Here is a 25,708-nt window from a genome sequence, read left to right on the forward strand (position 1 = left end):
AGATCTCTCCCCGCGCGTCGACATCGATCTTCTGACTCAGGTCGCCGCGGGCGACGGCCGTGGTCACCTGGGCGATGTTGCGGACCTGCGAGGTGAGGTTGGCCGCCATGAAGTTCACCGAGTCGGTCAGGTCGCGCCAGGTCCCCGCGACCCCCGGCACCTGTGCCTGACCACCCAACGCGCCATCGCTGCCGACCTCACGCGCGACCCGGGTCACCTCGTCGGCGAACGACGACAACTGGTCGACCATCGTGTTGATCGTGCTCTTCAACTCGAGCATCTCGCCCGAGACCTCGACGGAGATCTTGCGGCTGAGGTCACCGCGGGCGACTGCCTTGGCGACCTGGGAGATGTCACGCACCTGAGCGGTCAGGTTCCCCGCCATGAAGTTCACCGAGTCGGTCAGGTCACGCCAGGTCCCCGCGACCCCCGGCACCTGCGCCTGACCTCCGAGCCGGCCGTCCGTTCCGATTTCCCTGGCGACACGGGTCACCTCGGAGGCGAAGACCGAGAGCTGGTCGAGCAGGCCGTTGACCGTCGTACTCAGGCCGTCCAACTCGCCGTCACCGGTCTGGCCGGACACGTGGAACGACATTCGCTGCGACAGGTCGCCCTCGGCCGCGGCGTCAAGCACCCGGCTGAGTTCGGCGGTCGGCCGCTGCAGTTCCTCCATCAGGTCGTTGACCGCGGTCTCCGCGACCGACCAGCCGTCACCCTGCGCGTCGAGGTTCAGGCGTTCGGCGGTCTGGCCATCGCGACCGGCTGCGCCCCGCACCCTCATCAGCTCGCCGACGAGATTCTGGTTTCGTTCGGCGATCTCGTTGAACACCGTGGCCAGCCTGGCGGCGATGTCCTCGTCGTGGTCATCGGCATTCGTCGGCGTGACGCGACGACGAAAGTTGCCGTCGCGAAAGTCTTCCATCGCTGCCAGCAGACGCTCGAGCGCCTGCCCCTCAACGCGCCCTTCATGCCCGTTCGGGCGGACGTCGCCGAGGTCGCCGCTGTCCCGCCCCAGTCGGGTTGTGCTCATCGTCACCGCTGTCCCGCGTCGCCGTCGGAGTCCCCTGCAAGGCAGCGTTGACACCACCGGGGAGGCGTCACCGCCACTGAACAAGACCAGACATGACGCACTGCTCATCCAGGCAGGGCCGAAAGTCCCGGATCCCAGAGGACATCCGGCGGCGATGGCCTCTGCAAACCGGGTCAACTGAACAAAATCCCGACGGACCCCAGCCGCCGGAGTACGCCTGCCACAGGACCTAGCGGGAGGATGTGGCCAAGTCCGACCTCATCCGGACCGAGATTTCCTGTCCTCTTTCTCCTCACGGCTGTCGCGATCGCGGCGCCCGCTCCGACATCCCCTGAGTAAGGCCGGCTTCGTCGACGAGATGACCGGCTTTCCCGCCACCGGCCGGTGCGTCGCTCTCACGAAGAACCGGTTCAACCCCACCGAGATCAACGCCTTCGAACAGGTCAGCGACCTCGTCACCTCACACTGGAAAGCAGGAGCGAACGCGTGAGAAACCGAACACGTCCGTCCAGCGGAGGTTAGTCCCAGGGACCGACGGAAGACTTCGAATAATCCTGATCGAATATTGTCCAAAGGTCTTCTCCTATGCGTCGGGCCATCCTTGCCGTCTGTGTCGCGGCGTTCTTCCTTTCCTTCAGCGGTTGTGCACGATCAACGGATGACACGCCACGTTCGCACGCACCAGCGGCGGCTGCCGCTGTGCCGGAGGTGAATTCAGGCCTGAAAGCAATCACGACCCGCCAACTGCTCCGTACTGTGCTGCCGGCAAAAGACGCTCCATTGCTTCCGGTTCTGCGACTCCCGCCGATGACGCTGCGAGCGGGAGAAAAGTTCTACCTGTTCGGCCGTCTCGCCGGGCGCAGCAACATCGTCCGCACACCCCTGATGGAGGCCAGAGTCATCTGTGCCGGAGCCGGGGGTTCACCGTGGACGGCACGCAACCTCAGCGGCAAGGCGTACGGCGTCGAGAGTGAGACCGGCCGCTGGCTACTCACGGTTCCCAAGAACGGTACCTTTACCTGTGAGTTGCGGGGCCGGGCAGCCACCCTGCTCAACCCCGCGGTCGCGAGGATTACGCTGGATCCAGGGCTGACAGTTCTGTCGATGATACGCGCACCTCTGCTTTCGATGCAGTGGGCCGACCCGGGAGAGACGTGCGTCACCCGCGTCCGCGACCCGGAAATTCCGCAGTGCAATGTCATCCGCACGAGTGTCACCGTGCTCGACGAACTGGTGCCGGTTGTCGCCGCACAGTTCGCGAACGTCCTGGCCGACGTCGAGCTCAGCAGGGAATACGGCTACTACCCGGGCGGTGATGCCACCGTCAGGCTGACGTTGTGGGCGGTCCCGGTCAACGGCAGCGGAAGGCCCTGTGGTGCCCGCCGGGAGGTGACGACGACTCAGCGGATCACGGGCAACCTGCATCACATCAAACGCAACCTGACCCTCATCGATGTGCGGGTGAACCTCGCGCCCTCCTGCGGGGCGATGTTGCGTGCCGGTGTGACGGTGAATCACGTGTCAGGTAACCCCGTCACGATCCACGGGGTCGCCTACTCGAATGGGATCATGCTTCCGCACTGATCAGGCCAGAGCCAGCGCAGCGAATCGGGCAGAGTGGCGCAAGCGGCCGGCGTCTCCGGGACGTACTGCGCAGGGACGTACACGCCGCCAACCGATATTTCCTTGACGCTCGAATCTGCCGGTTGAGACCATGACGCGACTCATTCACGTACGAGTGCGAGAGGAGACCAGAAACCATGCGAGTCGGTTGTTCTGCGTTCTCCCCCGCGGCTTCCTGCCGCTGACCTGATCCGCGCCACGACGCCTTCCAGCGTCGCTGTCCGCGCGTGCAGGGCGCGAGGTATCGCCTGCGCCCACTGTCATCGTCCACTCGCACAGGAAAGAGTTCCCTCATGACAGCCTCGGCGGTCCATCTCACCCTCCGGTGTGGTGTCAAACCGACAGGCTTCCGCCTTCATTCATAGGCGATCTTCTTGTAGGACGCTCCCGGCTCAGTCTCGTCCCGCAGAACCTGCCGCGCTGATCTCGCCAGTGCCGGAGGGATTCCGTTCCCTCCTGACACTCCAGGGAGACCTCGACCGTGCGTACGTACGCGCGGCGGTCCGGCCTGCCCACGCTCTGTGGGCAGGTCTGAGATGCGCCCGGCAAAGACGAAGATCAAGAAGTTCCGCATGGACCCGAAATATGTCCACCACCGATCAGAAGGCCTCACCCGACGGCAGAACAAGGGCACCAAGCTTCTCGTCATCGACGACCGCAAGGGGAGGCGGCGGTCCGACCGCCGCCCCGAGCCCGACCAACCCGAGTGACCCACCTCATCGCGGTGCGTCGAGGTGCGCGGCTGTCGAACCCTGCGGTACGAGGACGACGAGCGCGTTGCGGTCCACGGCGAACATCTTCGGCGTCGAGGTCACCACCTCGCCGTCCACGTTGATCGGCTGTTCCGGATCGGCGTGCAACGACACCGTGCGGGTGGTCAGGTGGAGGACGTTCTCGTGTTCGACGAATGTGCCGTCACGTAGGAACCTCGCGATGCTGGTGTGGTCGCGCAACCTGCCCTTGCGGATCGCGTACACGTCGAGGATGTGATCATCGATGCCCGCCGTGGGAGACACGACGTTTCCTCCGCCGTAGTGCCGGCCGTTGCCGATCGCCACCTGGAGCAGGCTGTCGAGGTCGATGCTGTCCTGGTCGCCGTCCGGAAACTCCAGCCGTGCGCTGAAGGGCTCGTGCTTGCGGTAGGCGCGCATCGCAGCGATCGGGTACGCCAGTGGCCCAAGCCGCCGCTTCAAGGTGGGGCTGAGCGCTTTCGTGACGCCGACGGACAAGCCCACCGACGCGACGTTGACAAAGCAGTTGTCACCGATCCGGCCGAGGTCGATGTCGACCACCTTGCCGTCGGCAATCGTCGTGCACGCCGCTGCGAGATCGGCGGGAATCTGCAGGGTTCGGGCGAAGTCGTTCGCCGTACCGAGAGGAAGAACCCCGAGGGCGACGTCGCGATGGGCGAGATGATCCACAGCAGTGCTCAGTGTGCCGTCCCCGCCGCCGACAATGACGACGTCATGGCGGTCCACGATGTCCTCGAAGACTTCCGGAAGTCGAGCGGCATCAGTGACCTGATAGCACTCTGCGAGCGGCACGCGGAGGTCACGCAGCTTCTGCCGGGCGAATTCAAACGCCTCCGTACCCGTGCGTGAGCTCGCGTTGACCACGAGTGCAGCGCGCGCGATCCGCCGGCCAGCCACCATTCGACCAGGTTAGATGGTCGAGCAACGAGTCACGACGCCGACGTGGGGTTCGCACTTTCCCGGAAATGCGACCGGATGACATGCTCGGACCGGTGAAGGTGCGCAGACAGCTTCGCCTGAGCCACCTGCGCATCGCCGGCCACGACCGCGTCGTAGATCTCCCTGTGTTCCTTGGCGATCGCCTTCGGACCGAGCAGCTGGTGCGTCTGTTTCACGACCATGCACAGGTGTGCCTCGCCGATGATCGAGTCATACATGCGGAGCACCCGTGGACTGTCTAGCTGTTCGACGAAGGCGTAGTGGAACGCAATGTCGGAACGAATGATCCCCTCGACCGATCCTTCCTTCACGGCCAGGTCGAACTCACGCAGTGCCTTCCTGGCCTTCTCCGGCCGCAGGCCCTCGGACGCGAGGTGGGAGACCGCCATGCTCTCGATGACGAGCCGGCTGAAGTAGAGATCGTGAACGTCGGACTCGGTGAGCCGCGGAACACGTGCCGACTTGTTGGCCGACCGGCGGAGCAGACCGGTGTTCACCAGTCGGTCGATCGCGGCCTTGGCCGTGGGGCGCGCAACGCCGTAGAGCTCGGCTGTGGCCTGCTCGTAGAGCACCTCCTCCGGACCCAGCTCTCCGGTCAGGATGCGTTCCCGGATCGCGTCGCAGACGGCGTCGACCACCGTCACGGTCCGGAGTGTCTCCTTCATGCGCCCTCCTGGACTCTCCCGGGCCAGTTCCGGCAGCGACAGCGCACCACCTACCCGGCGTGCTCTAGGGTTCCCCAGTGTCTGCCCTGCGTACTTGACAGACAAGTGTACGGACAGTACGTTCCGTGGCGATACGCGGCCCAAACTATCGGTAGCGTTCACCCCCTTCCGGCGACGGCCGGCTCATGTCGACCGGCCGTGTCGGAGAGTCAGGAGTCACGTCGTGAGCGAGAAGAACATCGCCCGCCACCGTCTCAGCCGGCGGCGTCTCGTCGAAGCGGGTGCGCTGGGAGTCCTCGCGCTGACCTCCCTCCCGGCATGCGACGCGCTCTCCACCAAGCCCCAGCAGAAGGGCGGCGGCGGTGGCCAGCTGAAGGACAAGGAGGCGCCGAGCCTGGCCAGTCTCGTCAAGAGTGGCGATCTCCCACCCCTTGCGGAACGCCTACCCACCAGTCCGATGGTGGTCGAACCGGTCGACCGACTTGGTACGTACGGCGGGTCATGGCACATGGGCCTCACGGGCGGCTCCGGCTCCTTCTCCCAGCTGAACCGGTTCCAGGGATACGAGGGTCTGGTGCGCTGGACGCCTGACTGGAAGCCCCTTCCCATTCCCAACGTGGCCGAGTCCTTCGAGATCGGCGGAGGCGGCACGTCGTACACGTTCAAGCTCCGCGACGGCATGCGGTGGTCGGACGGGAAGCCGTTCACCGCCGACGACGTGTTGTTCTGGTACGAGGATGTCGTTCTCAACAAGGAACTCACTCCGGTGCCGCCGAGCTGGATGCTCATCGAGGGTGAGCTCGGCAGCGTGAAGAAGGTGGACGACCACACCGTCGTGTTCGAGTTCCCCAAGGCACATGGGCTCTTCCTCCAGAAACTTGCCCAGCCAGGCGGCGACGCGCCGGTGAGATACGCCAAGCACTACCTCAGCGAGTTCCACCCGAAGTACAACGACACCGTCGATGAACTCGTCAAGGAGCACAACCAGTCAGACTGGGTGCAGCTGTTCCAGAACATGGGCGGGATCGACGACGACAGCGTGCGCTATGCCGTGAAGAGTCAGCCGCTGCTGCATCCCTGGACGTTCAGCGAACCTCCCAGTGGCGGATCCGGTCGCGCGATCGCGGAGCGCAACCCGTACTACTGGAAGGTCGACCCCAGGGGCAGGCAGCTGCCGTACATCGACAAGCTGGACTATCGGGTCATGCAGGGCGACAGCACCAACACCTTGACCCTCATGGTGGTCAACGGCGAGATCGACATGGAGGACCAGTTCTTCGCCGTCCCGGAGAACAAGCCGGTGATCGCCCGCGGGCGGAAGGAGGGCGGGTACGACTTCTACGCCACAACCTTCGCCGAACCCAACGCCGGTGTGATCCAACTCAACCTGAACCACAAGGTCCCGGCCATGCGGGAGTTCTTCCAGAACAAGGACGTCCGCATCGGACTCTCCCACGCCCTCAACCGCGAGGAGATCATCGACATCGTGCTGCTGCGGCAGGGAAAGCCCTGGCAGGCGGCACCGCTGCCGGACTCGGAGCACTACAACGAACAGCTCGCCACGCAGTACACCGAGTACGACGTCGACAAGGCCAACGAGCTCCTCGACAAGGCCGGCTACACCGAGCGTGACGGCAAGTTCAGGTTGGGTCCCGACGGCAAGCGCATCACCATCGGTTTCGACATCGACAACGGCCGGCCGGTATTCGTCGACATGGCACAGCTCATCAAGGCCCAGTGGGAGGCCGTCGGCATCAGTGTCAACATCACGGCCATGGACCGCTCGCTGTGGGAGGAGCGGGTCAGGACGAACGCCGACTTCGACGCCACCATTCACCGCTTCGGTGGCGGAAGCGGCGAGGCGGTGATCCTCGACCCGAGGTACTTCTTCCCCTTCGACGGAAACTCGATGTGGTGCTCAGCCTGGCAGGCGTGGTACCAGGGCCTTTCCGGCGACGACGCGACCGCGGGCCTAGAACGTCCACCGGCCGCCGCCCGAAAGCAGATGCAGCTGTACGACCAGCTGAAGCTCGCCGCCGACGCGGAGACACGGAAGACTCTCATGAAGCAGATCCTCGAGATCGCCGCGGACGAGTTCTATGTCATCGGCATCAGCATTCCAGGGGATGGCTACGGCGTCGTCCGCAACAACTTCCACAACGTTCCGAAGCACATGCCGGCCTCCTACATCTATCCGAACCCCGCACCGTGCAACCCCGAACAGTTCTTCATCAGCACATGAGGCAGCCCTCGCCCGGCGCGGGAGAAGGGCGCCGTCGGATGTGGTTCGATCGGGTGATGCGGTGGGGGCAACTCACGCTTGTCGAAGACGACCCGGTGAAGTACGACGTCGACTTCTGGCTCGACTACTTCGAACGCACCAAGTGTGATGCTGTCTGCCTGAGCGCGGGCGGATACGTCGCCTACTACCCGACCGACGTTCCGCTGCACCATCGCAGCCGGTGGATGAACGGCGGGGACCCGTTCGGCGAACTCGTCGCGGGCTGCAGGGCCAGGGGAATGGCGGTGCTCGCGCGTACAGACCCGCACGCGGTGCATCAGCCGGTCCTCGACGCACACCCGGACTGGATCGCCGTCGACGCCAACGGTGACAAGCGCGGCCACTGGTCGACGCCCGACGCGTGGGTGACCTGCGCGCTGGGGCCGTACAACTTCACGTACATGCCCGACGTGAACGCCGAGATCATGGCTCGTTACGACGTCGTCGGCATCTTCAGCAACCGGTGGACCGGATCTGGCATGTGTTACTGCGAGCACTGCCAGCGCAACTTCCGAGACTCTGCTGGAATGGATCTTCCCCGGACGGATGACCCACAGGATCCAGCCCGCAAGGCGTACATCGTCTGGCGGCAGCAACGCCTCTTTGCGCTGTGCCGGCAGTGGGACACCGCGATCCGTGCGGCGAATCCTGATGCGCGGTTCATTCCCAACTCTGGTGGCGGCGCCCTGAGCGACCTCGACATGAGCGAGTTCGCCCGAGTCGCCGACACTGCCTTCGCAGACAAACAAGGGCGTTCCGGCATCGTCACACCCTGGGCGGCTGGAAAGAACGCCAAGGAATACCGCGCCACCATGAGAGACAAGCCGATCGGCGGGATCTTCAGTGTCGGCCTGGAAGGTACCCACCGTTGGAAGGACTCGACACAGAGCGGCGACGAGATTCGCATCTGGGTGGCGGAGAGCGTCGCCAACGGCATGCGCCCGTGGTTCACGAAATTCGCCGGCGTGATACACGACGGCCGCTGGCTGAAGGTGGTCGAGGACCTCTACCGGTGGCACCACAGATGGGAACGCTATTTCTGCGATCAGGTGCCTCTTGCCCGGGTGGCCGTCGCCTACTCGCAGCAGACCGCGAAGTTCTACGGTGGCGGGGCGGCACGCCTCAAGGTCGAGGATCACATTTCCGGCGTCTACCAAGCGCTGCTCGAAGGAAGAATTCCGTTCGAGATGGTGCACGACGGGATGCTGACTCCCGACGTGCTCGACAGCTTCTCGACGATCGTGCTGCCCAACATCGCCGCGCTCTCGGACGCCCAGTGCGACCAGATCCGCGAGTTCGTCGCCCGTGGAGGCAGTGTGGTCGCCACACACGAGACCTCGTTGTACGACGAGTGGGGTGTTCGGCGTACCCGCTTCGGCTTGGAGGATCTGTTCGGCGTCGCCCCGGCCAGGGACACCGAGACGGGCATCAGGAACGCCTACATCCGGCTGCGGGAGGATCCGCGTACCGGCCGGCGGCACGCACTTCTCGAAGGACTCGACGACGCCTCGCGCATCATCCATGGGGTCGGTCGGGTGCCTGTGGAGGTACTGGACGAGTCGTCGCCGCGTCCGTTGACCTTCGTCCCGTCCCACCCCGACCTGCCCATGGAAGAGGTCTATCCTCGCGAAATCGAGTCTGAGTCCGATGCTGGGGAGCGTTCGGTCCTTCTTCGCGAGGTCGGGGCCGGGCGGGTCGTCTACTTCCCCTGGGACATCGAACGGACGTTCTGGGAGGTGCTGGATCCCGACCATGGCCGGCTCCTGCGCAACGCGGTCGCGTGGGCGACGCGCGAGGAACACCCGGTCACGGTCACCGGTCAGGGCATCGTCGACGTCACCGTCTGGCGGCAGCCCACATCGCTGACAGTCCACCTCGTCAACCTCACCAACCCGATGCTGATGCGAGGGGCGTTCCGCGAACTGGTCCCCCTCGGGGAGCAGCGGGTGCGGGTGGTCCTGCCCGCTGGGGCTCGGGTCGGCCGGGCACACCTGTTGCGGGCGGACACGTCCGCGCAGGTGCAGGTGTCCGACGGCGTTGCCGAGGTGGCCGTCGCGGGCATCACCGACCACGAGGTGGTCGCCCTCGACCTCGCATGACAAGGAAGGTCACGTGGCGGCGGGACGCTGGTGCGAAGCCACTAGGCTGCTTCGATGATCGACGTGCCTCCTGGGTTTGCACGCGAGATCATCGATCGCGAAGGTGTGGAAGGTGCGCGCTGGATCGCCTCGCTGCCCAGCCTCGTCAAGGAACTCCTCGGGCGTTGGACGTGTACGCCTGCTGGACCGGTGATGCACGGCAGGGTCGGGATCGTCGTACCTGTGCAGCGTCGCGACAGCTCTCCCGCGGTCCTGAAGGTCTCCTTTCCCCACCCCGGCAACGTCCACGAGCCGACGGCCTTCGCCTTGTGGTCGGGCCGCGGGGCGGTGTTGCTGTTCGAGCGTGACGATGCGCGATTCGCCATGCTCCTCGAGCGGGTCGAGCACAGCACCTTGGTCGATCTCGACGATGACGACGAGGCCGCAGCCGTGTGCGGACGCCTTACCCGCCGGCTCGCGATCCCAGCCCCACCGGAGGTTCCACGGCTCAGCGAACGCGCGGAGGCGCAGGAGCTCCAGCTCCTCGATGCGTACGACGCGCTTTCCGACAACGTGCCGCGCCAGGTCGTCGACGCGGCAATCGGCACCATCCAGGAGCTCGGTCGCGAGCAACCGGACACGCTCGTCCACGGAGACCTGCACTACAAGAACGTCGTACGAGCGACGCGCGAACCCTGGCTGGCCATCGATCCCAAGGGGTTTGCGGGTGACCCGGCGAACGACGCGGTGAGCGTGGCGATCGGCGGCTTTCAGCGTCAGCTGGCCGCTGACGATCTCTGCGCCAATCTCCGTCGCCGGTTGGCGATCTTCGCCGAAGCTGCTGAACTCGACCGAGACCGCGTGGTCCGTTGGACGCAGGCGCGCGCCCTGCTCCACGCCTGCTGGAAGCGCACGGCTCCCCGTCCCGCACGACCCGGGACTGTCCAAATCGCCGAACGGGTCGCGACACTCTTGGCATGAACCCACCTCGGAGCAGGTGACCCCGGGCAGACCACCGCCAGCTGCGCCGATGTCCGGGTCGCTGCCTAAGGTGCGTGCCATGAGCCTCTCCACAGACGCGTGCGTCACCGCGATCACCCACCACTCCCACGGCTTCGCCAACGCGGTCCGGGGCAACCTGGACGCCCGGGTCGAGCAGTGCCCAGACTGGGACGTCGCCTCACTGGTCTGGCACCTGACCGAGGTGCACTGGTTCTGGCGTACGATCGCCGCCGACCGCCTGGCGGCGCCACCCGAGGATTCCCGTCGCCCGCAGCGTCCGGACCGGGACGATCTCGTCGCCACATTCGAGCGCGGCGCCGCCGAACTCGTCGACGCACTCCGTGGCGCGGACCAGGCGGCGCCCGTCTGGACCTGGTTCCCGGACCGCCGCGACATCGGGTTCATCACCAGGCACCAGGTTCAGGAAACCGCGGTGCACCACTGGGACGCCGCGCACGCCGCCGGCGCGACATGGACGATGCGGACCGAGGTGGCAGCCGACGCGGTCGAGGAGTTCCTCACCTGTTCCCTGGCCGACCAGGACGACGTCAAGCGGTTGGGTCGATCCCTCTCCGGCCCGGTCATCCTCACCGCGACCGACACCGGATCGTCGTGGACGATCTCCCAGGCCGAGCCCTTCGCCGCCCTTCTCTGGGCGCCGGGCGCGGCCGGTCCGGCGACCGTCAGCGGCACGACGACCGACCTACTGCTCTGGCTCTACCGGCGCCTCGACCTGCCCACCGAGCAGCCTGACCGGGTCGCGGAGCTTCGCGGCCTGAGCTCCACGGACTAGCGCTACCGTTCAAGGCTCAGATTGGAGGTCCCCCTTGAGTCGCGCTTCAGTTCGTTGTTGGCATATCGGCTTACCCGAGACGGTGGACCGCGAGGACGGGATTGTCGGATTCACTGCCAGCGACCTGGCCGCGGCAGCGCCATTCACCTCAGAGGTCCGCGGGCTCCATGACGTGCTCCCTGAGGAGAATCCGCCCTTGGCGCCGCGCGTCGACGTTCACCTTCCTTCGTACCGGCCACGGAGTTTGGTGCCGCTCCTCGCCTGGCTTGCCACGCACCTCGCCCAGCCGAACGCAGAGATCTCCTGGTACCTCGACAAGCGGCAAGGACCCAACGCCGTGAAGCGTCTTCTGGAAGGAATCGGCTGGAACCTCGAGACGGAGCGCCAGGGTCGGCTGATGCGTCTGAGAGGCACGGCGCCCCACGCGCAGTCGCTTCCAGAACCAGCAAGCTTCATCGCTCAACTCGGAGCCCACGAGGCGAGACTGCGTGCGGACTATGGGGTCTTCTCTCCACACCAGGTCGACGAGGGAACCGCACTCCTGCTCGAAGTCGCACTCAACTATCGGGCCGACGTCGTGGCAGATATAGGTACCGGATACGGGCCGCTGGCAATTGGCCTCGTGCTGAACTCCGTAGCAAAGTCTGCGGTGGGCACGGAGGTCGACTGCCTGGCGATGTGGCTGGCGAGGCAGAATGCCGCCGATCTCAACGTGCCGCTCGAATTGGTTTGCGATCCCGATCCTCTCCGCGTACCAATGACTCCACTCACGGTCTGTAACGTCCCGACCCACGTCAATGCGTCCGAGTCGGCGCAGCTCATGGCCGGCTTGGTGAAGCGTGCGGAGTTCGGCAAGGTCTTCGCGGTCATACACGCGAGTATCGCGAGGCGATATGCGCGTCATTTCGAGTCTGCTGGCCTTGGAGTCATCGACCACCCCGGCAAGAATCACGTGGTTCTCGAGGCGTGCACCTGACCGCGTTGAGGGCTGCATCTTGCACCGGCCTCAAACTCGATTGCTGCCGCCCGCTCGGCTTGCCAGGATGCTCGAGGTGATCTCCGTGCGTCGGTATCGGGAAGCTGACCGCCCACATATCCGGACGCTGCACGATCGCGTGTTGCCACCGTGGCACAAGGGCCCTGAGCCGCCCGGATGGTTCACGGATCTGGAACGCATCGAGGAGTGCTACCTCGCGTTCTGGGTGGCTGTCGAACCCCGTGGAGATGGCGAGGTATTGGTGGGCATGGTGGGCGCAGATCTTCCCGGTACCGACGTTCCACCAGGCCTCACCGAGGGTCGTACCAGCGTGGCGCACCTCAGCCGGATGCGGATAGCTCCGGAGTGTCGCCGACAAGGGGTCGGGGCCCTTCTTTGCCGCACGTTGATCGACTGGGCAGTCGGCAACGACCTTGATGCGGTTGTCACCCACACTCCGTCGAACAACCCGCCTGCGCGTTCGCTGTACCGCAGGTTGGCTTCGCTGAGGTCGGAACGACCGTAGTAGGGCCAGCCGAGCTGATGTGGTTCGACCTCCCCCTCCAAGGAGAGGTTCGCAACCTTTGATCTGCTCACTCCGGGTGCTCGTAGATCACCAGCCGTCGGAGTGGCAGGGCCCGGGTCCGCGTTCAGCCGTCGTACGCCCGCACTGTGACCGGAAGGTGCCGGTCATCGTGGATGATCTCCAGCCGGACCGTGCGGGGCCCGGTGGTCAGGATCCCTCCGTTGAACACCGCGGAGCGATCCCGGCAGCCCACGAACCGTACGGCTGGTTCTCCGTCAGACAGGCTGTAGATGTTGTCCTTCGCGAACCGGGCCCGGTCGTAGGCCAGGGATGTGCCCGCCGTGACGGTGCGAAGCGTCGCCTGACTCCCCGGTGCGATCCGGATCATGACCTTGAACATCCTCGCGGGAGAGTGTCCCGACGGGACGGGTGAGACGCGGAACGCGACCAGCTCGACCGGCCCGGCACCAACCGTCCGAGCGCCGAGGCCCGCGTCGAAGTCCTCCGCATAGTCGCTTCCACATCGTCGGGTGACCTCCACTGCTGGCGTCGATCCGGCCGACCTTCCAGATGGAGCGGCACGGTCCGCCGAGGCCGGAAGGGTCTGGTACGCCTCCACCCCGGAGGGGTCAGACCTCACCCCGTCGACCGCGCCACACCCCATCGTGACCAGCGCACCCACCACGGCAAGGTGGACGTACGCCCAACGCCTCCGCGACATCCCGCTCACGCGCGTAGTACACCAGCCGCCACGTCGTGGTTCCCTCCCGCGGACACCGGGCGAGTAACACGGCCAAACCTCGTCGAGAAGCGGGCTCCCTCGACCTCGTCGAAAATGCGTTGCTCGCGCCGGCGGCTGATCTGTAGGTTCCGCACAATGACCCTCCACTCCTGAGAGCGTGCGATGCATTCCCTGGCACGCAAGAGCCGAACACAACCGGTTCGACGATGTACGAGTGAGAGGTGTGCTGTTCATGGCTTCCGTCCCAGAAGCGGTCAGGTACGTCGCCGACCTCATGGCCGGCTTCCGACACCCATGGTTCCTCTGCGGCGGCTGGGCGGTGGACGCCTGGCTCGGCTACCAGTCTCGCGACCACGGTGACGTCGACATCGTCGTCTTCCACGATGATCAGCGTGCCGTCTTCGACCACCTCGACGGCTGGGAGCTGATCGCGCACGATCCCCACGTCCCCGATGACACCAACGAGCCATGGGACGGACGCCACCTCGATCTGCCCGCCCACATCCACGTTCCCCATCCCCGGAGCACTCTGGCCTCGTCCTCTGCAAGGTTCAACGCCGAGTTCGAGTTCGAGTTCCTCCTCAACGAGCGCTCCACCGATGAGTGGGTCCTTGCCCACGAGCCACGTGTCGCACTACCAATCGGCCATGCTGTCAAGCAGTCCGCGTGGCAGATACCCACAGCACTCCCGGAGATCGCGCTTTTCTACAAGGCTGGCGGGCACCTCGCTCCAGCCGAGGCCGGCGATCTTCGGCCTCACGATGAACTCGACTTTCTCGCCCTGCTACCGATCCTCACGACGAGCCAACGCACGTGGCTGCGAGACGCGCTTACCCTCACGCATCCAGCCCACCCATGGCTCACCCAACTGGCGAACTGAGGTGTACGAAGTCCCGCCCCAGCAGGATCTACGGGACGTTAGTCGGTTGAGCTGCCGTGGTTGATCTGCTGGGCAAGGTAGTGCGCGATGCCCACATGTTCGATGGCGTCGAGCTGGCTCTCGAACAGGTCGACGTGCTTCTCCTCGTCGCGCACCATGTCCTCGAACTCCGCGGCCGTACCGTGGTCGCCGAGCTGGTGGCACTCCTGTGCACCGGCGTTGAACTGCGCGACGGCCACCTTCTCGCTGTCGTACGCCAGCCGGAGAACTTCCTCGGGGGACTCGCCGACCTGGATGGGGTTGAGCCGCTGCACGTTCGGGTGCCCGTCGAACAACAGGATCCGGCGGATCAGGTCGTCGGCGTCCCGCATCTCCTCGATCGACAGGTCGTAGAAGACCTTGCCGAGATGTCCGAAGCCCCAGTGATCACACATGCGGGCATGCAGGAAGTAGGTGTTGGTGGCGGTGAGTTCGAGAGTCAGGGCATCGTTGAGCAATTCGACCACGCGTGGACTAACTGGCTGCAACTTCCACCTCCGGCGACGCACTGCTTGGCTCATGCTCGCACAGCAGTCGCTTGAGCGAGAAGACACACGCGCCACAGCCTCGTCCGGCACCGGTGGATTTGCAGACGTTCGCCAGCGTTCGGGCGCCACCATTGATCGATTCGACGACAGCGCCGTCGGTCACAACTTCACAGTGGCAGATGATCATGAGGAAAGGTCCTCCGGCAACGCGGGAGGCTCGACGTCGAAAGCCTTCGCGAGGTCGGTCAGGATGTAATACGCGCCCTGCACGCTCACCGCGGTCATCCAGGTGGCGTCCGACACCTCGGTCACCTTGGGCGCGAGTGGCTTCCAGAGCGGGTTGGCCGCGAAGGCCTCCTTGGTTCGTACGGCAAGACCCTTCTCGTCCTCGTACGTCGTGACGAAGATGTTGTCGGCGTCGGCCTTCCGGATGTTCTCTTCGGAGATCTCGAGCGCGAAGCCGGTGGTGTCCTGCGATTTCGGCCGGGCGAGTCCGGCGTCGTCGAGGACGATCCCGGAGTAGGTGTCCTTGAGGTAGAGCCGGGTCGGTCCGTCGAGGAACCGCGTCACCGAGATGGTCGGGTCGCCCGCCTTCGCCTTCACCGCGTCGCCGACCTGCTTGGCGGCCGTCTCGTACGCCCGAATCTTCTCCTCGGCGAGGTCCTTCTTGCCGAGGGCCTTCGCCAGCATCCGGATGTTTTCCTTGAACGTCGCCCCGGTGGTCTCGCTCATGATCGTCGGGGCGATCGCGGTCAGCTGGTCGTAGAGCGCCTCGTGGCGGACCTTGGCGCTGACGATGAGGTCGGGCTTCAGGGCGGCGACCTTCTCCAGGCTCGGCGCCTCGAGCTCGCCCACCGACACGACGTCGCCGGCGTACTTCGTACGGGCGCCGCCGAGGTAGTCGGGCAGGTCGGTGGAGTACGACCGGTAGGTCGTGATGCCCACCAGGTTGGCCTCCAGCAGGAGGGCCGCGTCGGCGTAGCTCGAGTCGAGTGCGACGATCCGCTGCGGCGGCTCCTCGATCTTCGTCGTCCCCATCGCGTGGGTGACGGTGACGGCAGCGCCGCGGGAGTCGTCCGACGCCTTCTGGCCGGATGCACCGGACGAGCCGGTCGAGTCCGAGGTCGACGCGCCTCCACCACAGGCGGCGAGCAGCAGAGCGGCGGCCACGACGAACGCGGTGAGGATCCTGCGGTGCACCCGGACTCCTTCATGCGAAGGCTCCACGGTCGGACCCGGCGCTTGCCGGCCCGAAGTGGAGCCAATCAACGTCCCACCAATAAGGTGAGGCTTCCCTAAAGCACGACTCTATTAGGTTACCCTAACTCCGGCAAGCGAGGGGCCACATGCCCGGCCTGACCACGGGAAGGCGCGGTGCCTCGGGAAGGACCGGGGCCACGGGAGGGCGCGGGGCGACGCCAAAGGGCGGCGTCTCGCGCCGGCTCCTGCTGCTCGCCGCGCTCGTACCCGTGGTCGCGCTGCTCTCCCTCGCGATCGGCTCCAACGCCTCCAGCCCGGCCGAGGTCTGGCACGCGCTCACCTCCGCCAGCGGTCAGGAAGCCGACACGATCGTCCGTACGCTCCGCTTCCCGCGGACCGTCCTCGGCCTGCTGGTCGGCGCGTGCCTCGGTGCGGCCGGCGTCCTCATGCAGGGTCACACCCGCAACCCACTGGCCGAGCCGGGCCTGCTCGGGGTCAGTGCCGGCGCGGCGTTCTGCGTCGTTCTCGGGCTCCGGTTGCGGCTGGTCGAGACGCTCGAACAGAGCGTGTACGCGGCGATCGTCGGCGCGCTGGTGGCGTCCCTCGCCGTCTATGCCATGGCGCGCTCGAGTCTGCACGAGGGCGGCGCCCGGCTCGTGGTGGCCGGCGCCGCGACGACGGCCTTCCTCGCCGCCCTGACGTCGGGGATCGTCCTGCTCGACGCGCAGTCACTGGACGCGTACCGGTTCTGGGCGGTCGGCTCACTCTCCGGCCGAGACCCCGACACGGGACTCGTGATCCTGCCGTTCGCCATGGGCGGGCTCCTGATCGCGCTGGTCAACGCCCGCTCGCTCGACCTCCTTGCCCTCGGCGACGACGTCTCGACGGCCATGGGACTGTCGGTGACCCGCTCCCGGCTGGCCGGTCTCGCCGCCGTCGCGTTGCTCACCGCCGCGGGGGTCGCGGCGTGCGGACCCATCGCGTTCGTCGGGCTCCTCGCCGGCCAGCTCGCCCGGGCCGTGACGGGCGCCCGGTGGATGCCCGCCCTCGTCGCCGGATCGCTCGTCGGTGCGCTCGTCCTCGTGAGCGCCGACGTCGCCGGGCGCGTCGTCGCCGGTCAGGGCGAGCTGCAGGTCGGCGTGGTCGCGGGGGTTCTGGGTGCGCCCGTCCTGATCTGGGTCGTACGCCGGAGAGGTCTGGCGCTGTGACCACGGCGACCCGGTCTGAGCGTCCCGGCCCCTCGGACCCCTCCGGCCCGCCCGGCTCTCCGCACACCAGGCCGCGGATCGGGCATTCGTCGGCCAGGCGGTTGTACGCCGTCGCCGCGCTGGCCATCGTCCTCGCGTTCGCCGGCCTCGTGTTCTCGGCCAGCGTCGGCGAGACCAGGCTCCCGCCGCTCACGGTGCTCCAGACCCTGGTGGGGCTGGGTGACAGTGGAACCGAGCTGATCGTGTTCGAGCTGCGCCTGCCGCGTGTCGTCACGGGCGTCCTGGTGGGAGCGGCGCTCGGGTTGAGCGGTGCGCTGCTCCAGTCCGTCGCCCGGAACCCGCTGGCCAGCCCGGACATCCTCGGCATCAACGCCGGCGCGTCCGTGGCAGCGGTCGGTGTGGTCGTCCTGGCCGGGTCGGCGGGCGGCGTCTCGGGGCTCGCGGCGTCCGTCGGCCTACCCACCGCCGCGCTTGTCGGGGCGGTGGTGTCGGGCCTGGTCCTGTACGCGCTCGCCTTCGCCGGCCGGCGGCTCGACCCGATGCGGATGGTGCTCGTCGGCGTGGGGATCGCCGCGGCGGGCGGGTCGGTCGTGTCCTGGCTGCTGACCCTCGGCGACGTGGCCCAAATCGGGCCGGCGATCACCTGGCTCGCGGGATCGCTGCACGCCGCGACCTGGGCGCGCTCGATCGGCGTCCTGTGCGCGCTCGTGTTGGTCGTGCCGCCGCTGGTGGTCCTCAACCGCCGGCTCGACGTACTCGCCCTCGGCGACGACCTCGCCGCCGGGCTCGGTGTCGACGTCGACCGCAGCCGGGTCGTGCTCCTTCTCCTCGCGACAGTCCTCGCCGGGGCGGCCACCTCGGCGGCGGGCGCGATCGCGTTCGTTGCCCTCGGCGCGCCGCAGCTTGCCCAGCGCACCGCGCGGCTTCCCCATCCGCCGGTCTTCACGAGCGCCGCGGTCGGCGCCGCGGCGGTCGTGTGGGCGGACGTGTGCGCCCGCCAGGGCTTCTCGTGGCTCGGGCTCGGAGCGACCGAACTGCCGGTGGGGCTGCTGACCGCGGCCATCGGCGCGCCGTACCTGTTGTACGTCGTGGCGCGCACGCGCCCCGTCATCCGGAGGGCTGGCTGAGCATGGACGTCGTCGACCTCAGCCTCGGCTACGGCGAGCACCTCGTCGTGGACCGGGTCGACCTGACCATCCCCGCGCGGACGGTCACCGCGATCGTTGGCCCGAACGGGTCCGGCAAGTCCACCCTGTTGCGGGGCATGGCCCGGCTCCTCCGGCCGCGTACCGGCCGGGTCGACCTCGACGGCGTCGACATCGCGCGGACCGGCGGCAACGAACTCGCGAAGCGGCTCGGACTCCTGCCGCAGGGACCGCTGGTCCCCGAAGGCCTCACGGTCGGCGACCTGGTCGGGAGGGGCCGGTTCCCGCACCGAGCGTGGTACCAGCGCTGGAGCAGTGCGGACGAGGAGGCCGTACGCCAGGCACTCCAGCGGGTCGAGCTGCTCGACCTGGCCGACCATCCCGTCGATCAACTGTCCGGTGGGCAGCGCCAACGGGCCTGGCTCGCGATGGTGCTCGCCCAGGACACGGCGTACCTCCTGCTGGACGAGCCGACGACCTACCTCGACCTCGCCCACGCGGTCGACGTGATGACCGTCGTCCGGTCCGTCGCCCACGACGGCGGGCGTACCGTCGTCTGCGTCCTGCACGACCTCACGCTCGCCGCCCGGTTCGCCGACCACATCGTGGTGCTCGACGCCGGACGCATCGCCGCCGAGGGCACGCCACGAGACGTCCTCACCGAGGACCTGCTGCGCGCCGTCTTCGGCCTCACGGCACGGGTCGTCGAGATCGACGGGGCGCCCGCGGTCGTGCCGACTCGCCACACCTGAGCCGCGGGCGGCCCGGCTGGGGAAGCTCAGGCCACTCGCGGGGAGTACATGATGACCGCGACCCCGACCAGGCAGATGAGAGCTCCGGCGACGTCGTACCGGTCCGGTCGGAACCCGTCCACGGCCACGCCCCAGGCCAGCGACCCGGCCACGAACACCCCGCCGTACGCAGCCAGGATGCGGCCGAAGTGCGCGTCCGGCTGCAGCGTCGCGACGAATCCGTAGAGGCCCAGCGCGAGGACGCCGGCGCCGACCCAGATCCACCCCTTGTGCTCGCGGACTCCCTGCCAGACCAGCCAAGCGCCGCCGATCTCGGCAACGGCTGCGGCGACGAACAGCAGCAAAGACTTCGTCATACTCACGGGCGCCAGTCTCCTCACGCGCCGCCCGTGACGAACGTGCAGCTCCCCTGCTCGCACGCCGTTCGGGCGGAGACGATCTCTTTTCGCAACGCCTTCAACTCCGCGATCCGCGCATCGACCCGATCGAGTGCGGCATCCAACCGCCAACGCTCCGACTCACACGTCACCGGACCGGCGTCATGCGCGGCGAGCGCGTCGATGATCTCGTCGAGCGAAAGCCCTAACGACTTCATCCGTCTCGCCAACTGGATACGCCCCACCGTGTCCTCGCCGTACTCGCGATACCCCGACGGGCGGCGGGCTGGCGCCGACAGCACGCCGCGTCGTTCGTAGAACCGGATCGTGTCGATCGTGACTCCGGCACGCCGGGCAACCTCACCGATCTTCATCGCAGACCCTTGACCCTGGACATGGGTCCAGAGTCTACGGTCGTGGAATGACTACTTCATCCAGCTCCGCTCCCCTCATCTGCGACATGGCCACCGCCTCCGACACCCCGGAGGAACGAATGGCCGAGTACGCGCGACTGTTCGACCACGCACTCGCCGGACGGGAACGCACCGACGACGCCGTCATCTGGCGGTTCACCGCCCGCGCCGGTGTCGAAGCGTGGGTGCGCGACCTCGCCGAACGGGAGGCGGCATGCTGTCCGTTCCTGACCTACACGGTCACGACGTACGACGATCAGGTGATCTACCGCATTGCCGGTGAGGACGAACCGATGGTGCAAGCAGCCCTCGACGAGATCGATCGCGTCCCCGAACATGTCGCCGACGGATTCCCGGGCCTGTTGGAACGGCTGCGCAAGGCCGGCTTCGACATCAGGACGAGCGACGACGGCGCCGTCACCACCGCGTCGGCGCGGGCGGACTCCTGATCAGGTCGCCTGCTCCTGCGCGGCTCAGAGTCCGAACGCCTCGCTTACCCGCTCAGCCAAGTCATCCTCGGTCATCGTGGTGCTGACGTCGATGACGCGTAGTTCGAGGCTCGCTGCTTCCTTGTAAAGCCGGTTCGTGAACAGTCGATCACGCTCGAGCAGGTTGTGCAGAGCACGTTTCGGATTGTTGGTCTTCCGCGCTATCTCCCAGGTCGAACCCCGGCTGTCGAACGCAGCCCGGCGGAAGTCGGGAGTCGGGAGGAGCCAAACGGCGTTGGTGGGCGCGGCGAGGAGAGGCTTCACGAGGCCTGGCAACGCCCGGTGGCCCTCGACGATGATGCGAGGCTCTCTCGGAAGGCGGAGAAGATCTTCGACGATCAGGCCGAATCCCTCGCCCCGCCACCAGTGGAACGTCTCCAGCATGGTTTCCGGAGGTCGGTTCACCCATCGCTCGTCCATGTCCATGGCCACGAACTCGCTCAGGTACGGGCTGTCTTCGGGTGTGCTCCGGCTGGCGTGATCAGACATCACGTCATCTGTCGAGTAGAGATGCAGACCGTGCGCAGCGGCCAGGCGGCGAGCGATGGTGGACTTGCCCGCGCCGCTCCCGCCACCGATCCAGTAGACGTGCTGGAGCCGTGCTCTCACCGCCGCAGTCTCCCCGTGTCGTTCAGTGCGCACGCCGATCTCATCCATGGGGCACGAGTCTGTGGCACTGGACGCCGAAAGATAAGTCTTGAAATGGTCTCCTGACCTGTGCGAAAAATGGAGAAGGAACACGCCCTCCTGCTCAGGCCGGACGCGCAACCGGTCAAGCAGCGCCGACGTTCTCCGGAGTGATCATCTCCAGTTTCGGCGACAAGTGGTCACCTTCCCGTGTGAACTGTGATATTTCTCGTCAGCTTCAGGAATCCGAGGATGAAGCCCAGGCCCCACCCGACGTGGATGCATGGCAGGACTGCGAGGTACCACAGCCCGGTGCGGATCCCTTCGCGCGTCGCTATGGTCGACGCGACAACGACGAACAGTACGTAGAGCGCGGGAACGGCGAAGCCGATCCACAGCCACCCCAAGCCCGCGCCGAGGCCGATGATCCCAAGGATTGCGCCGCCGAGCACCCCGAGTACCGCTACCGGCGGAACGAAGTAGCGCAAAGAGTTCTCGGCGCCGAACCGACGTGCGAGTTCGCCTCGCCAGATGCCGGTCGAGACGAATTGGCGGACGAGCCTGCGTAGGCTCGAGCGCGGACGATAGACGACTTGGAGCTCGGGCGTGAACCAGACAGTTCCGCCGTTCGCGCGCATGCGGCGGTTGAGTTCCCAGTCCTGTCCACGCCTGATCCCCTCGTCGAAAAGGCCGACTTCGACGAGACGATGCCGCTGGAAGACGCCAAGGTATGCGGTCTCGGCCGGACCTTCCTCGCCGCCGACGTGGTGTGGCGTCCCACCGAGCCCTTCGCGGGCGCCATATGCGTGAGCGACCGCCTTCTCGAACGGCGTCGTGCCCTCGGCTTTCATGATGCCGCCGACGTTGTCCGCCCCGGTGCGCAGGAGAGTCTCCACCGCGATGCGGGTGTAGTCGGGCGGCAAGACTGAGTGGGCGTCCACTCGCACGACAATCGGGTAGGTCGAAGCCCTGATCGCCGCATTGAGGCCACCGGGAGTCGAACCGAGCTCGTTCGGGATGCTGCGGATCCGCGGGTCATCCCGCGCCATCTGCGAGATCACTTCGTTGGTGCCGTCCACGCTCGGTCCGAGCGCCAGGACGACCTCGCACGGGCCGTCATAGTCCTGCCCGATGAGGCTCTCGACGGCCGCCTCGATGTGCTCGACTTCGTTGAGCACCGGCATGACATAGGACACCCCGTGGAGTGTGTCTGCCCTGCCTGCCATGTGGTCCTCGTCAACGCCGGAAGGATCGTCGAGGCTACCAGCCGACGTCTGAAAAGCACGGAAACGCTTTGTACTGCGGCTGGGTCAACGGAAGGCGTCGCTGTGATCGCGCGCCCAGTGCAGGAAGCTGTGCGGTGGTTCCCCGGTGAGGTCTGCGCGGTCGACGTGACGAGGGTCGACGCCGAGCGGGTCTCGGCTGCCGACAGCAGGGCGTCCACCAGGGCGGGTGGGCGGCCGTCGGCAAGCATCTGTGCTCGCGCGTCCTTGACGGGGACTTCTTCGAAGCGAAGGTCCCGCCCGATCGCCGTGCCGATCGCCTGGACGTGTTCGGGGCGGCTGATCACCTGGGGTCCGGTCAGCCGGTAGGTCGCACCGACGTGCACGTCGTCGGTGAGCGCGCAGGCAGCGACAGCTGCGACGTCGCGCGGATCGATGACCGCCGCCGCCGCCGTGAGCGGGCCACGCACAATTCCGGCGGTGGGGATCTGTTCAGCCCGCCCAGGGTGTTGCTCGCCAAGGTGTCCGAACGCAGCACGGTCCGCGGCAGGCCGCACGAGCGGGAGTCGGGAACGCGGCGGCCTGGTAGGGCCGCCGCGTCCCGGAGGGGTGCGGGAGTCATGCCGCGGCCTCCTCCTCGGAGCGGGGGAAGAAGGGGAGCTCGAGGTAGACCCTGTCGGCGGCGGCGAGGATCTTCGAGGCGTCGTCGACCGGCGGATGGATGGCCTGGTTGATCCGCACCTTGATCTCTTTGCCTTCCGCGCCTGAGGCCATCACCCTGCGGTCCCAGCCCCGGGTGAAGATCGCACCGGCACCGCCCAGGTCCAGGCAGGTGACGTACGGACCGGGCGTGAAGTCGCGCAGTGGCACGCCCAGCAGGTCTGCCGCCGCGTTGTATCCGGCAACCTTGCCGAGCGGGGTGGCGTGCTGGCAGGCCTGCATGACCGTGCGCTCGGCGTCGAACGCCGCGGCGGCCGTGTCCCCGGCGACGAACACCTCGGGAAGGGCGCGCAGCCACTGGTCCACCGGAACCCGGCCGAGGTGGTCGAGTTCGTCGGAGACCTGCCGGGTGAGCTCGCTGGCCCTCATTCCCACGGACCAGACGACCGCATCGGCCTCGACCGTGGTGCCGTCGGAGAGGACGGCGTACCCGTCGCCGACCTCCGTCACCGTGGTCCCGAGGCGGCATTCGACGCCCAGTTCGTTCAGAGCCTCCCCGATCTCCTCGCGCGGGCCCGGGCCGAGCTGGTGTCCGACCACTTCCGACCGGTCCACCAGCAGCACCCGGCCCCGGGCGGCCAGTTCGGTCGCGGCCTCCAAGCCGACGAACCCGGCGCCGACGACCACGGCCGAGTAGTCCTCCCGGTCGCGCAGATGCTCGGTGAGCCGCCGGGCACCGGTCAGGGTGTCGATGTCGAAGAGTCGTTCCGCGCCGGGCAGGCCCTGGGGCTGAACGAGCTTGCTGCCCGCCGCCAGCACCAGCCGGTCATATCCGATTTCCTCGTCGTCGGCCACGACCACGCGGCGGTCGGTGTCGATCGTGCTCACCGCGGCCCGCAGGTGCTCGACGCCGATCGGCTCGAGGATCCTGCTGAGTTCCACCTTGGCCAGGTCCGGCTCCGGCTCGTACAGGCGCGGCCGCAGCACCAGGTGCTCGTTCGGTGCGATGAGTGTGATGCGCAGGTCGGCGTCTCCGCGTACCAGCGCCGCTCCCGCCGCGCTCCACGCGCCCGCGAAACCGCCTCCGATGATCACCACGTGTCCCATCGTGTTTGTCCTCTCCTGAGCCTCGCCCCCGGGATCGGAGGGTTCGGCAGGGAGACAAGATGGCGGGTTCAGATGTGACCGATGCGGGCGAGCTTCTCGGGATTGGCCAGTCTCCTGTACTCCGTGATCCGCCCGTCGACGATCTCCACGGTGTCGAGCCAGACCAGCTCGCCACGACGGTAGGTCGCCAGGGCCGGGGACCCGTTCACCTCGATGATCTGGAACGCGTCGGGGCGCCTGATCTCGATCTGCCTGATCGCCAGTAGGGCGATCGTCTCGGCACCGTGCACCGGCCTGCGCGCGGCGGTCACCTTGCCGCCGCCGTCGCCGACATAGACGGCCTCGGGGGCCAGCAGCTTGACGAGCCCGGCCATGTCCCCCGCGTCGGCCGCCGCCTTGAACGCCTTGAGCACGCGTTCGCTCTCAGCCCTGGACGCCCTGGGCAGCTCCCCGACCGCGGCGACCCTCGCCCGCGCACGGGAGGCGTGCTTGCGGCTGGCGGCGGGCGTGCCGCCAAGCACCTCGGCGATCTGGCCGAACGGGAAGTCGAAGACGTCGTGCAGCACCAGTGCGACGCGTTCGGCGGGGGTAAGCCTCTCCATGAGCACCAGCATCGCGGTGCTGACCGACTCGTCCATGAGCACCTGTGCGGCGGCGTCGGGCCCGGTCAGCAGCGGTTCGGGCAGCCAGGGCCCGACATAGGACTCGCGCCGGACGCGCGCCGACTTCAGCACGTTGAAGGACGTACGCGCGGCCAGGGTCACCAACCATGCCCGCAGATCCCGCACCTCGGACAGGTCGACCGTGGCGGCACGCAACCAGACCTCCTGCATCACGTCTTCGGCCTCGGCCACGGTGCCGAGAATCCGGTAGGCCGCCCCGAATACCGCAGGGCGATGCGATTCCCAGTCGGCCTCCGACAACGTGATGGTCGACCCCACCCTCGGCCCCCTTGCCCACTCGGATCAGCGATCGACCTCCGATTCTAGGGACGGATGGGCTCCATCCGCCGGTAGCGCCGGCCGGGATCGATAACCGTTCAGCGCTCCTGTGGCAGGGCGTTAGCATGCCCGGCGGGCATGGCCAGCTTGGAGTCCAGTGGAGATGGAAAGATGTCGAGCGAGACGCCTGCAGAGACGTTCTACCGGCGCGGTCGCGCCCAACTGGTGAGCATCTACGCTGTCCTCGAGGTCTTACGCCGAGCGGCAGTGGCGGCCTGGTTGTTCGGAGGGTGGGGTCTCGACGCTCGGATCGGTCGGATCACCCGCGAGCACGGCGACATCGAGTTCTGGGTCGAGAGATCGGACGGCGAGCGCGGCACGGCGGCGCTTGTGGAGGAGGGCGCCGTCCTATTGGAAACGCAGCCGCCCGAGGAGTCGCGCGAGTTCACCTGGAACGGTGTCGCCTTCAGCACCGCGTATTTCGACGCGCATCCGGACGGCACGTTCCGCACACAGGGCCGTTGGTCTGACTGGGTGTTCCCTGCCGACTCCTTCAGCGATTTCCCGGCGTTCTTGGCGGCCATGCCATCCCGGCGATGAGCGTCGCTGGAATGCTTGCGATGAAGGAGCAGTTTCCCAAGCTGCGCAACGGTCGATCATGGCGCCCGAAGGATGTCCACGACATCGCCACCCTCCGAGAATTGCTCGCACACCCGCCTGAGTAGGTGCCACGACACTGCCTGGCTCGCCACG

28 protein-coding genes are annotated in these 25,708 nt (G+C 67.0%); 15 read left to right on the plus strand and 13 right to left on the minus strand.

The window, feature by feature from the left end; translation table 11 throughout:
- The coding region (locus tag ABN028_RS32475; RefSeq protein WP_349699255.1) for a HAMP domain-containing protein at positions 1 to 1,030 on the minus strand (1,030 nt) is incomplete at its 3' end.
- A gap of 358 nt (positions 1,031 to 1,388) precedes the next feature.
- Here ABN028_RS32475 and ABN028_RS32480 point away from each other — a divergent pair.
- The 3 genes from ABN028_RS32480 to ABN028_RS32490 all read left to right on the plus strand — a co-directional run bounded on the left by ABN028_RS32480 (position 1,389) and on the right by ABN028_RS32490 (position 3,363).
- Positions 1,389 to 1,520, plus strand: a complete 132-nt coding sequence (locus ABN028_RS32480; protein ID WP_349331273.1) for a hypothetical protein — start codon at positions 1,389 to 1,391, stop codon at positions 1,518 to 1,520.
- Positions 1,521 to 1,837: 317 nt separating this feature from the next.
- The gene (locus ABN028_RS32485; RefSeq protein WP_349331272.1) at positions 1,838 to 2,614 is read left to right on the plus strand and encodes a hypothetical protein; all 777 of its coding nucleotides are present in this window, start codon (positions 1,838 to 1,840) and stop codon (positions 2,612 to 2,614) included.
- Positions 2,615 to 3,189: 575 nt separating this feature from the next.
- Positions 3,190 to 3,363, plus strand: a complete 174-nt coding sequence (locus tag ABN028_RS32490; RefSeq protein WP_349331271.1) for a hypothetical protein — start codon at positions 3,190 to 3,192, stop codon at positions 3,361 to 3,363.
- 6 nt (positions 3,364 to 3,369) lie between these two features.
- On the opposite strand, the gene ABN028_RS32495 is transcribed toward ABN028_RS32490, so the two are convergent.
- Complete coding sequence (locus ABN028_RS32495) at positions 3,370 to 4,305, minus strand: lipid kinase (RefSeq protein WP_349331270.1); 936 nt, start codon at positions 4,303 to 4,305, stop codon at positions 3,370 to 3,372.
- Between the two features lie 29 nt (positions 4,306 to 4,334).
- A complete protein-coding gene (locus ABN028_RS32500; RefSeq protein ID WP_349690310.1) occupies positions 4,335 to 5,009 on the minus strand; it encodes a GntR family transcriptional regulator in 675 nt (224 codons plus the stop codon).
- Positions 5,010 to 5,232: 223 nt separating this feature from the next.
- On the opposite strand from ABN028_RS32500, the gene ABN028_RS32505 reads away from it, so the two are divergent.
- From ABN028_RS32505 to ABN028_RS35580, 6 genes are all read left to right on the plus strand, one after another.
- Positions 5,233 to 7,251, plus strand: coding sequence for an ABC transporter substrate-binding protein (locus tag ABN028_RS32505; RefSeq protein WP_349699256.1), 2,019 nt, complete (start codon positions 5,233 to 5,235; stop codon positions 7,249 to 7,251).
- The gene (locus ABN028_RS32510; RefSeq protein ID WP_349699257.1) at positions 7,248 to 9,389 is read left to right on the plus strand and encodes an alpha-amylase family protein; all 2,142 of its coding nucleotides are present in this window, start codon (positions 7,248 to 7,250) and stop codon (positions 9,387 to 9,389) included. The genes ABN028_RS32505 and ABN028_RS32510 overlap by 4 nt, the downstream gene beginning before the upstream one ends.
- Positions 9,390 to 9,443: 54 nt before the next feature.
- The gene (locus ABN028_RS32515; protein ID WP_349699258.1) at positions 9,444 to 10,349 is read left to right on the plus strand and encodes an aminoglycoside phosphotransferase family protein; all 906 of its coding nucleotides are present in this window, start codon (positions 9,444 to 9,446) and stop codon (positions 10,347 to 10,349) included.
- A 79-nt stretch (positions 10,350 to 10,428) separates the two neighbouring features.
- Positions 10,429 to 11,163 carry a maleylpyruvate isomerase family mycothiol-dependent enzyme gene (locus tag ABN028_RS32520; RefSeq protein WP_349699259.1) on the plus strand — a complete coding sequence of 245 codons (735 nt, stop codon included), beginning with the start codon at positions 10,429 to 10,431 and terminating at the stop codon, positions 11,161 to 11,163.
- 196 nt (positions 11,164 to 11,359) lie between these two features.
- Positions 11,360 to 12,139, plus strand: a complete 780-nt coding sequence (locus ABN028_RS32525) for a methyltransferase (RefSeq protein ID WP_349699260.1) — start codon at positions 11,360 to 11,362, stop codon at positions 12,137 to 12,139.
- 67 nt (positions 12,140 to 12,206) lie between these two features.
- The gene (locus ABN028_RS35580; RefSeq protein ID WP_502879233.1) at positions 12,207 to 12,665 is read left to right on the plus strand and encodes a GNAT family N-acetyltransferase; all 459 of its coding nucleotides are present in this window, start codon (positions 12,207 to 12,209) and stop codon (positions 12,663 to 12,665) included.
- A gap of 124 nt (positions 12,666 to 12,789) precedes the next feature.
- Here the strand turns inward: ABN028_RS35580 and ABN028_RS32530 are convergent, their stop codons facing one another.
- Positions 12,790 to 13,395, minus strand: coding sequence for a hypothetical protein (locus ABN028_RS32530; RefSeq protein ID WP_349699261.1), 606 nt, complete (start codon positions 13,393 to 13,395; stop codon positions 12,790 to 12,792).
- Positions 13,396 to 13,639: 244 nt separating this feature from the next.
- On the opposite strand from ABN028_RS32530, the gene ABN028_RS32535 reads away from it, so the two are divergent.
- Entirely contained in the window at positions 13,640 to 14,287 is a 648-nt protein-coding gene (locus ABN028_RS32535; protein WP_349331261.1) for a nucleotidyltransferase domain-containing protein, read from the plus strand.
- A 38-nt stretch (positions 14,288 to 14,325) separates the two neighbouring features.
- On the opposite strand, the gene bfr is transcribed toward ABN028_RS32535, so the two are convergent.
- The 3 genes from bfr to ABN028_RS32550 are packed head-to-tail and all read right to left on the minus strand — an operon-like array spanning position 14,326 to position 16,014.
- Positions 14,326 to 14,793 (minus strand): bacterioferritin, encoded by a 468-nt coding sequence (gene bfr, locus ABN028_RS32540; RefSeq protein ID WP_349331260.1) that lies wholly within the window; start codon positions 14,791 to 14,793, stop codon positions 14,326 to 14,328.
- Positions 14,794 to 14,800: 7 nt separating this feature from the next.
- Entirely contained in the window at positions 14,801 to 15,001 is a 201-nt protein-coding gene (locus tag ABN028_RS32545; RefSeq protein ID WP_349699262.1) for a (2Fe-2S)-binding protein, read from the minus strand.
- The gene (locus tag ABN028_RS32550) at positions 14,998 to 16,014 is read right to left on the minus strand and encodes an ABC transporter substrate-binding protein (RefSeq protein WP_349699263.1); all 1,017 of its coding nucleotides are present in this window, start codon (positions 16,012 to 16,014) and stop codon (positions 14,998 to 15,000) included. The genes ABN028_RS32545 and ABN028_RS32550 overlap by 4 nt, the downstream gene beginning before the upstream one ends.
- A 146-nt stretch (positions 16,015 to 16,160) precedes the next feature.
- Between ABN028_RS32550 and ABN028_RS32555 the strand changes: the two genes are divergently transcribed.
- The 3 genes from ABN028_RS32555 to ABN028_RS32565 are packed head-to-tail and all read left to right on the plus strand — an operon-like array spanning position 16,161 to position 19,119.
- A complete protein-coding gene (locus ABN028_RS32555; RefSeq protein ID WP_349699264.1) occupies positions 16,161 to 17,222 on the plus strand; it encodes a FecCD family ABC transporter permease in 1,062 nt (353 codons plus the stop codon).
- Positions 17,219 to 18,349, plus strand: a complete 1,131-nt coding sequence (locus ABN028_RS32560; protein WP_349699265.1) for a FecCD family ABC transporter permease — start codon at positions 17,219 to 17,221, stop codon at positions 18,347 to 18,349. The genes ABN028_RS32555 and ABN028_RS32560 overlap by 4 nt, the downstream gene beginning before the upstream one ends.
- 2 nt (positions 18,350 to 18,351) lie before the next feature.
- Positions 18,352 to 19,119, plus strand: coding sequence for an ABC transporter ATP-binding protein (locus ABN028_RS32565; RefSeq protein WP_349331255.1), 768 nt, complete (start codon positions 18,352 to 18,354; stop codon positions 19,117 to 19,119).
- Between the two features lie 26 nt (positions 19,120 to 19,145).
- On the opposite strand, the gene ABN028_RS32570 is transcribed toward ABN028_RS32565, so the two are convergent.
- Positions 19,146 to 19,475, minus strand: a complete 330-nt coding sequence (locus tag ABN028_RS32570; protein ID WP_502879234.1) for a YnfA family protein — start codon at positions 19,473 to 19,475, stop codon at positions 19,146 to 19,148.
- A gap of 20 nt (positions 19,476 to 19,495) precedes the next feature.
- Positions 19,496 to 19,870 (minus strand): MerR family transcriptional regulator, encoded by a 375-nt coding sequence (locus tag ABN028_RS32575; RefSeq protein ID WP_349699267.1) that lies wholly within the window; start codon positions 19,868 to 19,870, stop codon positions 19,496 to 19,498.
- 47 nt (positions 19,871 to 19,917) lie between these two features.
- On the opposite strand from ABN028_RS32575, the gene ABN028_RS32580 reads away from it, so the two are divergent.
- Entirely contained in the window at positions 19,918 to 20,358 is a 441-nt protein-coding gene (locus ABN028_RS32580; RefSeq protein WP_349699268.1) for a hypothetical protein, read from the plus strand.
- A gap of 24 nt (positions 20,359 to 20,382) precedes the next feature.
- On the opposite strand, the gene ABN028_RS32585 is transcribed toward ABN028_RS32580, so the two are convergent.
- The 4 genes from ABN028_RS32585 to sigJ form a co-directional block, all read right to left on the minus strand.
- A complete protein-coding gene (locus tag ABN028_RS32585) occupies positions 20,383 to 21,054 on the minus strand; it encodes a hypothetical protein (RefSeq protein ID WP_349699269.1) in 672 nt (223 codons plus the stop codon).
- Positions 21,055 to 21,224: 170 nt separating this feature from the next.
- Positions 21,225 to 22,250 (minus strand): glycosyltransferase family 2 protein, encoded by a 1,026-nt coding sequence (locus ABN028_RS32590; RefSeq protein ID WP_349699270.1) that lies wholly within the window; start codon positions 22,248 to 22,250, stop codon positions 21,225 to 21,227.
- Positions 22,251 to 22,865: 615 nt separating this feature from the next.
- On the minus strand, positions 22,866 to 24,005 hold the full coding sequence (locus ABN028_RS32595) for an NAD(P)/FAD-dependent oxidoreductase (protein ID WP_349699271.1): 1,140 nt from the start codon (positions 24,003 to 24,005) through the stop codon (positions 22,866 to 22,868).
- A gap of 77 nt (positions 24,006 to 24,082) precedes the next feature.
- Complete coding sequence (gene sigJ / locus ABN028_RS32600) at positions 24,083 to 24,955, minus strand: RNA polymerase sigma factor SigJ (protein ID WP_349699272.1); 873 nt, start codon at positions 24,953 to 24,955, stop codon at positions 24,083 to 24,085.
- Positions 24,956 to 25,126: 171 nt separating this feature from the next.
- On the opposite strand from sigJ, the gene ABN028_RS32605 reads away from it, so the two are divergent.
- Complete coding sequence (locus tag ABN028_RS32605) at positions 25,127 to 25,555, plus strand: nucleotidyltransferase domain-containing protein (protein ID WP_349699273.1); 429 nt, start codon at positions 25,127 to 25,129, stop codon at positions 25,553 to 25,555.
- Positions 25,556 to 25,708: the final 153 nt, after the last annotated feature.

Origin of the sequence: Actinopolymorpha sp. B17G11 (genome assembly GCF_040196095.1) — a bacterium.
In the GTDB taxonomy this organism is placed as follows: domain Bacteria; phylum Actinomycetota; class Actinomycetes; order Propionibacteriales; family Actinopolymorphaceae; genus Thermasporomyces.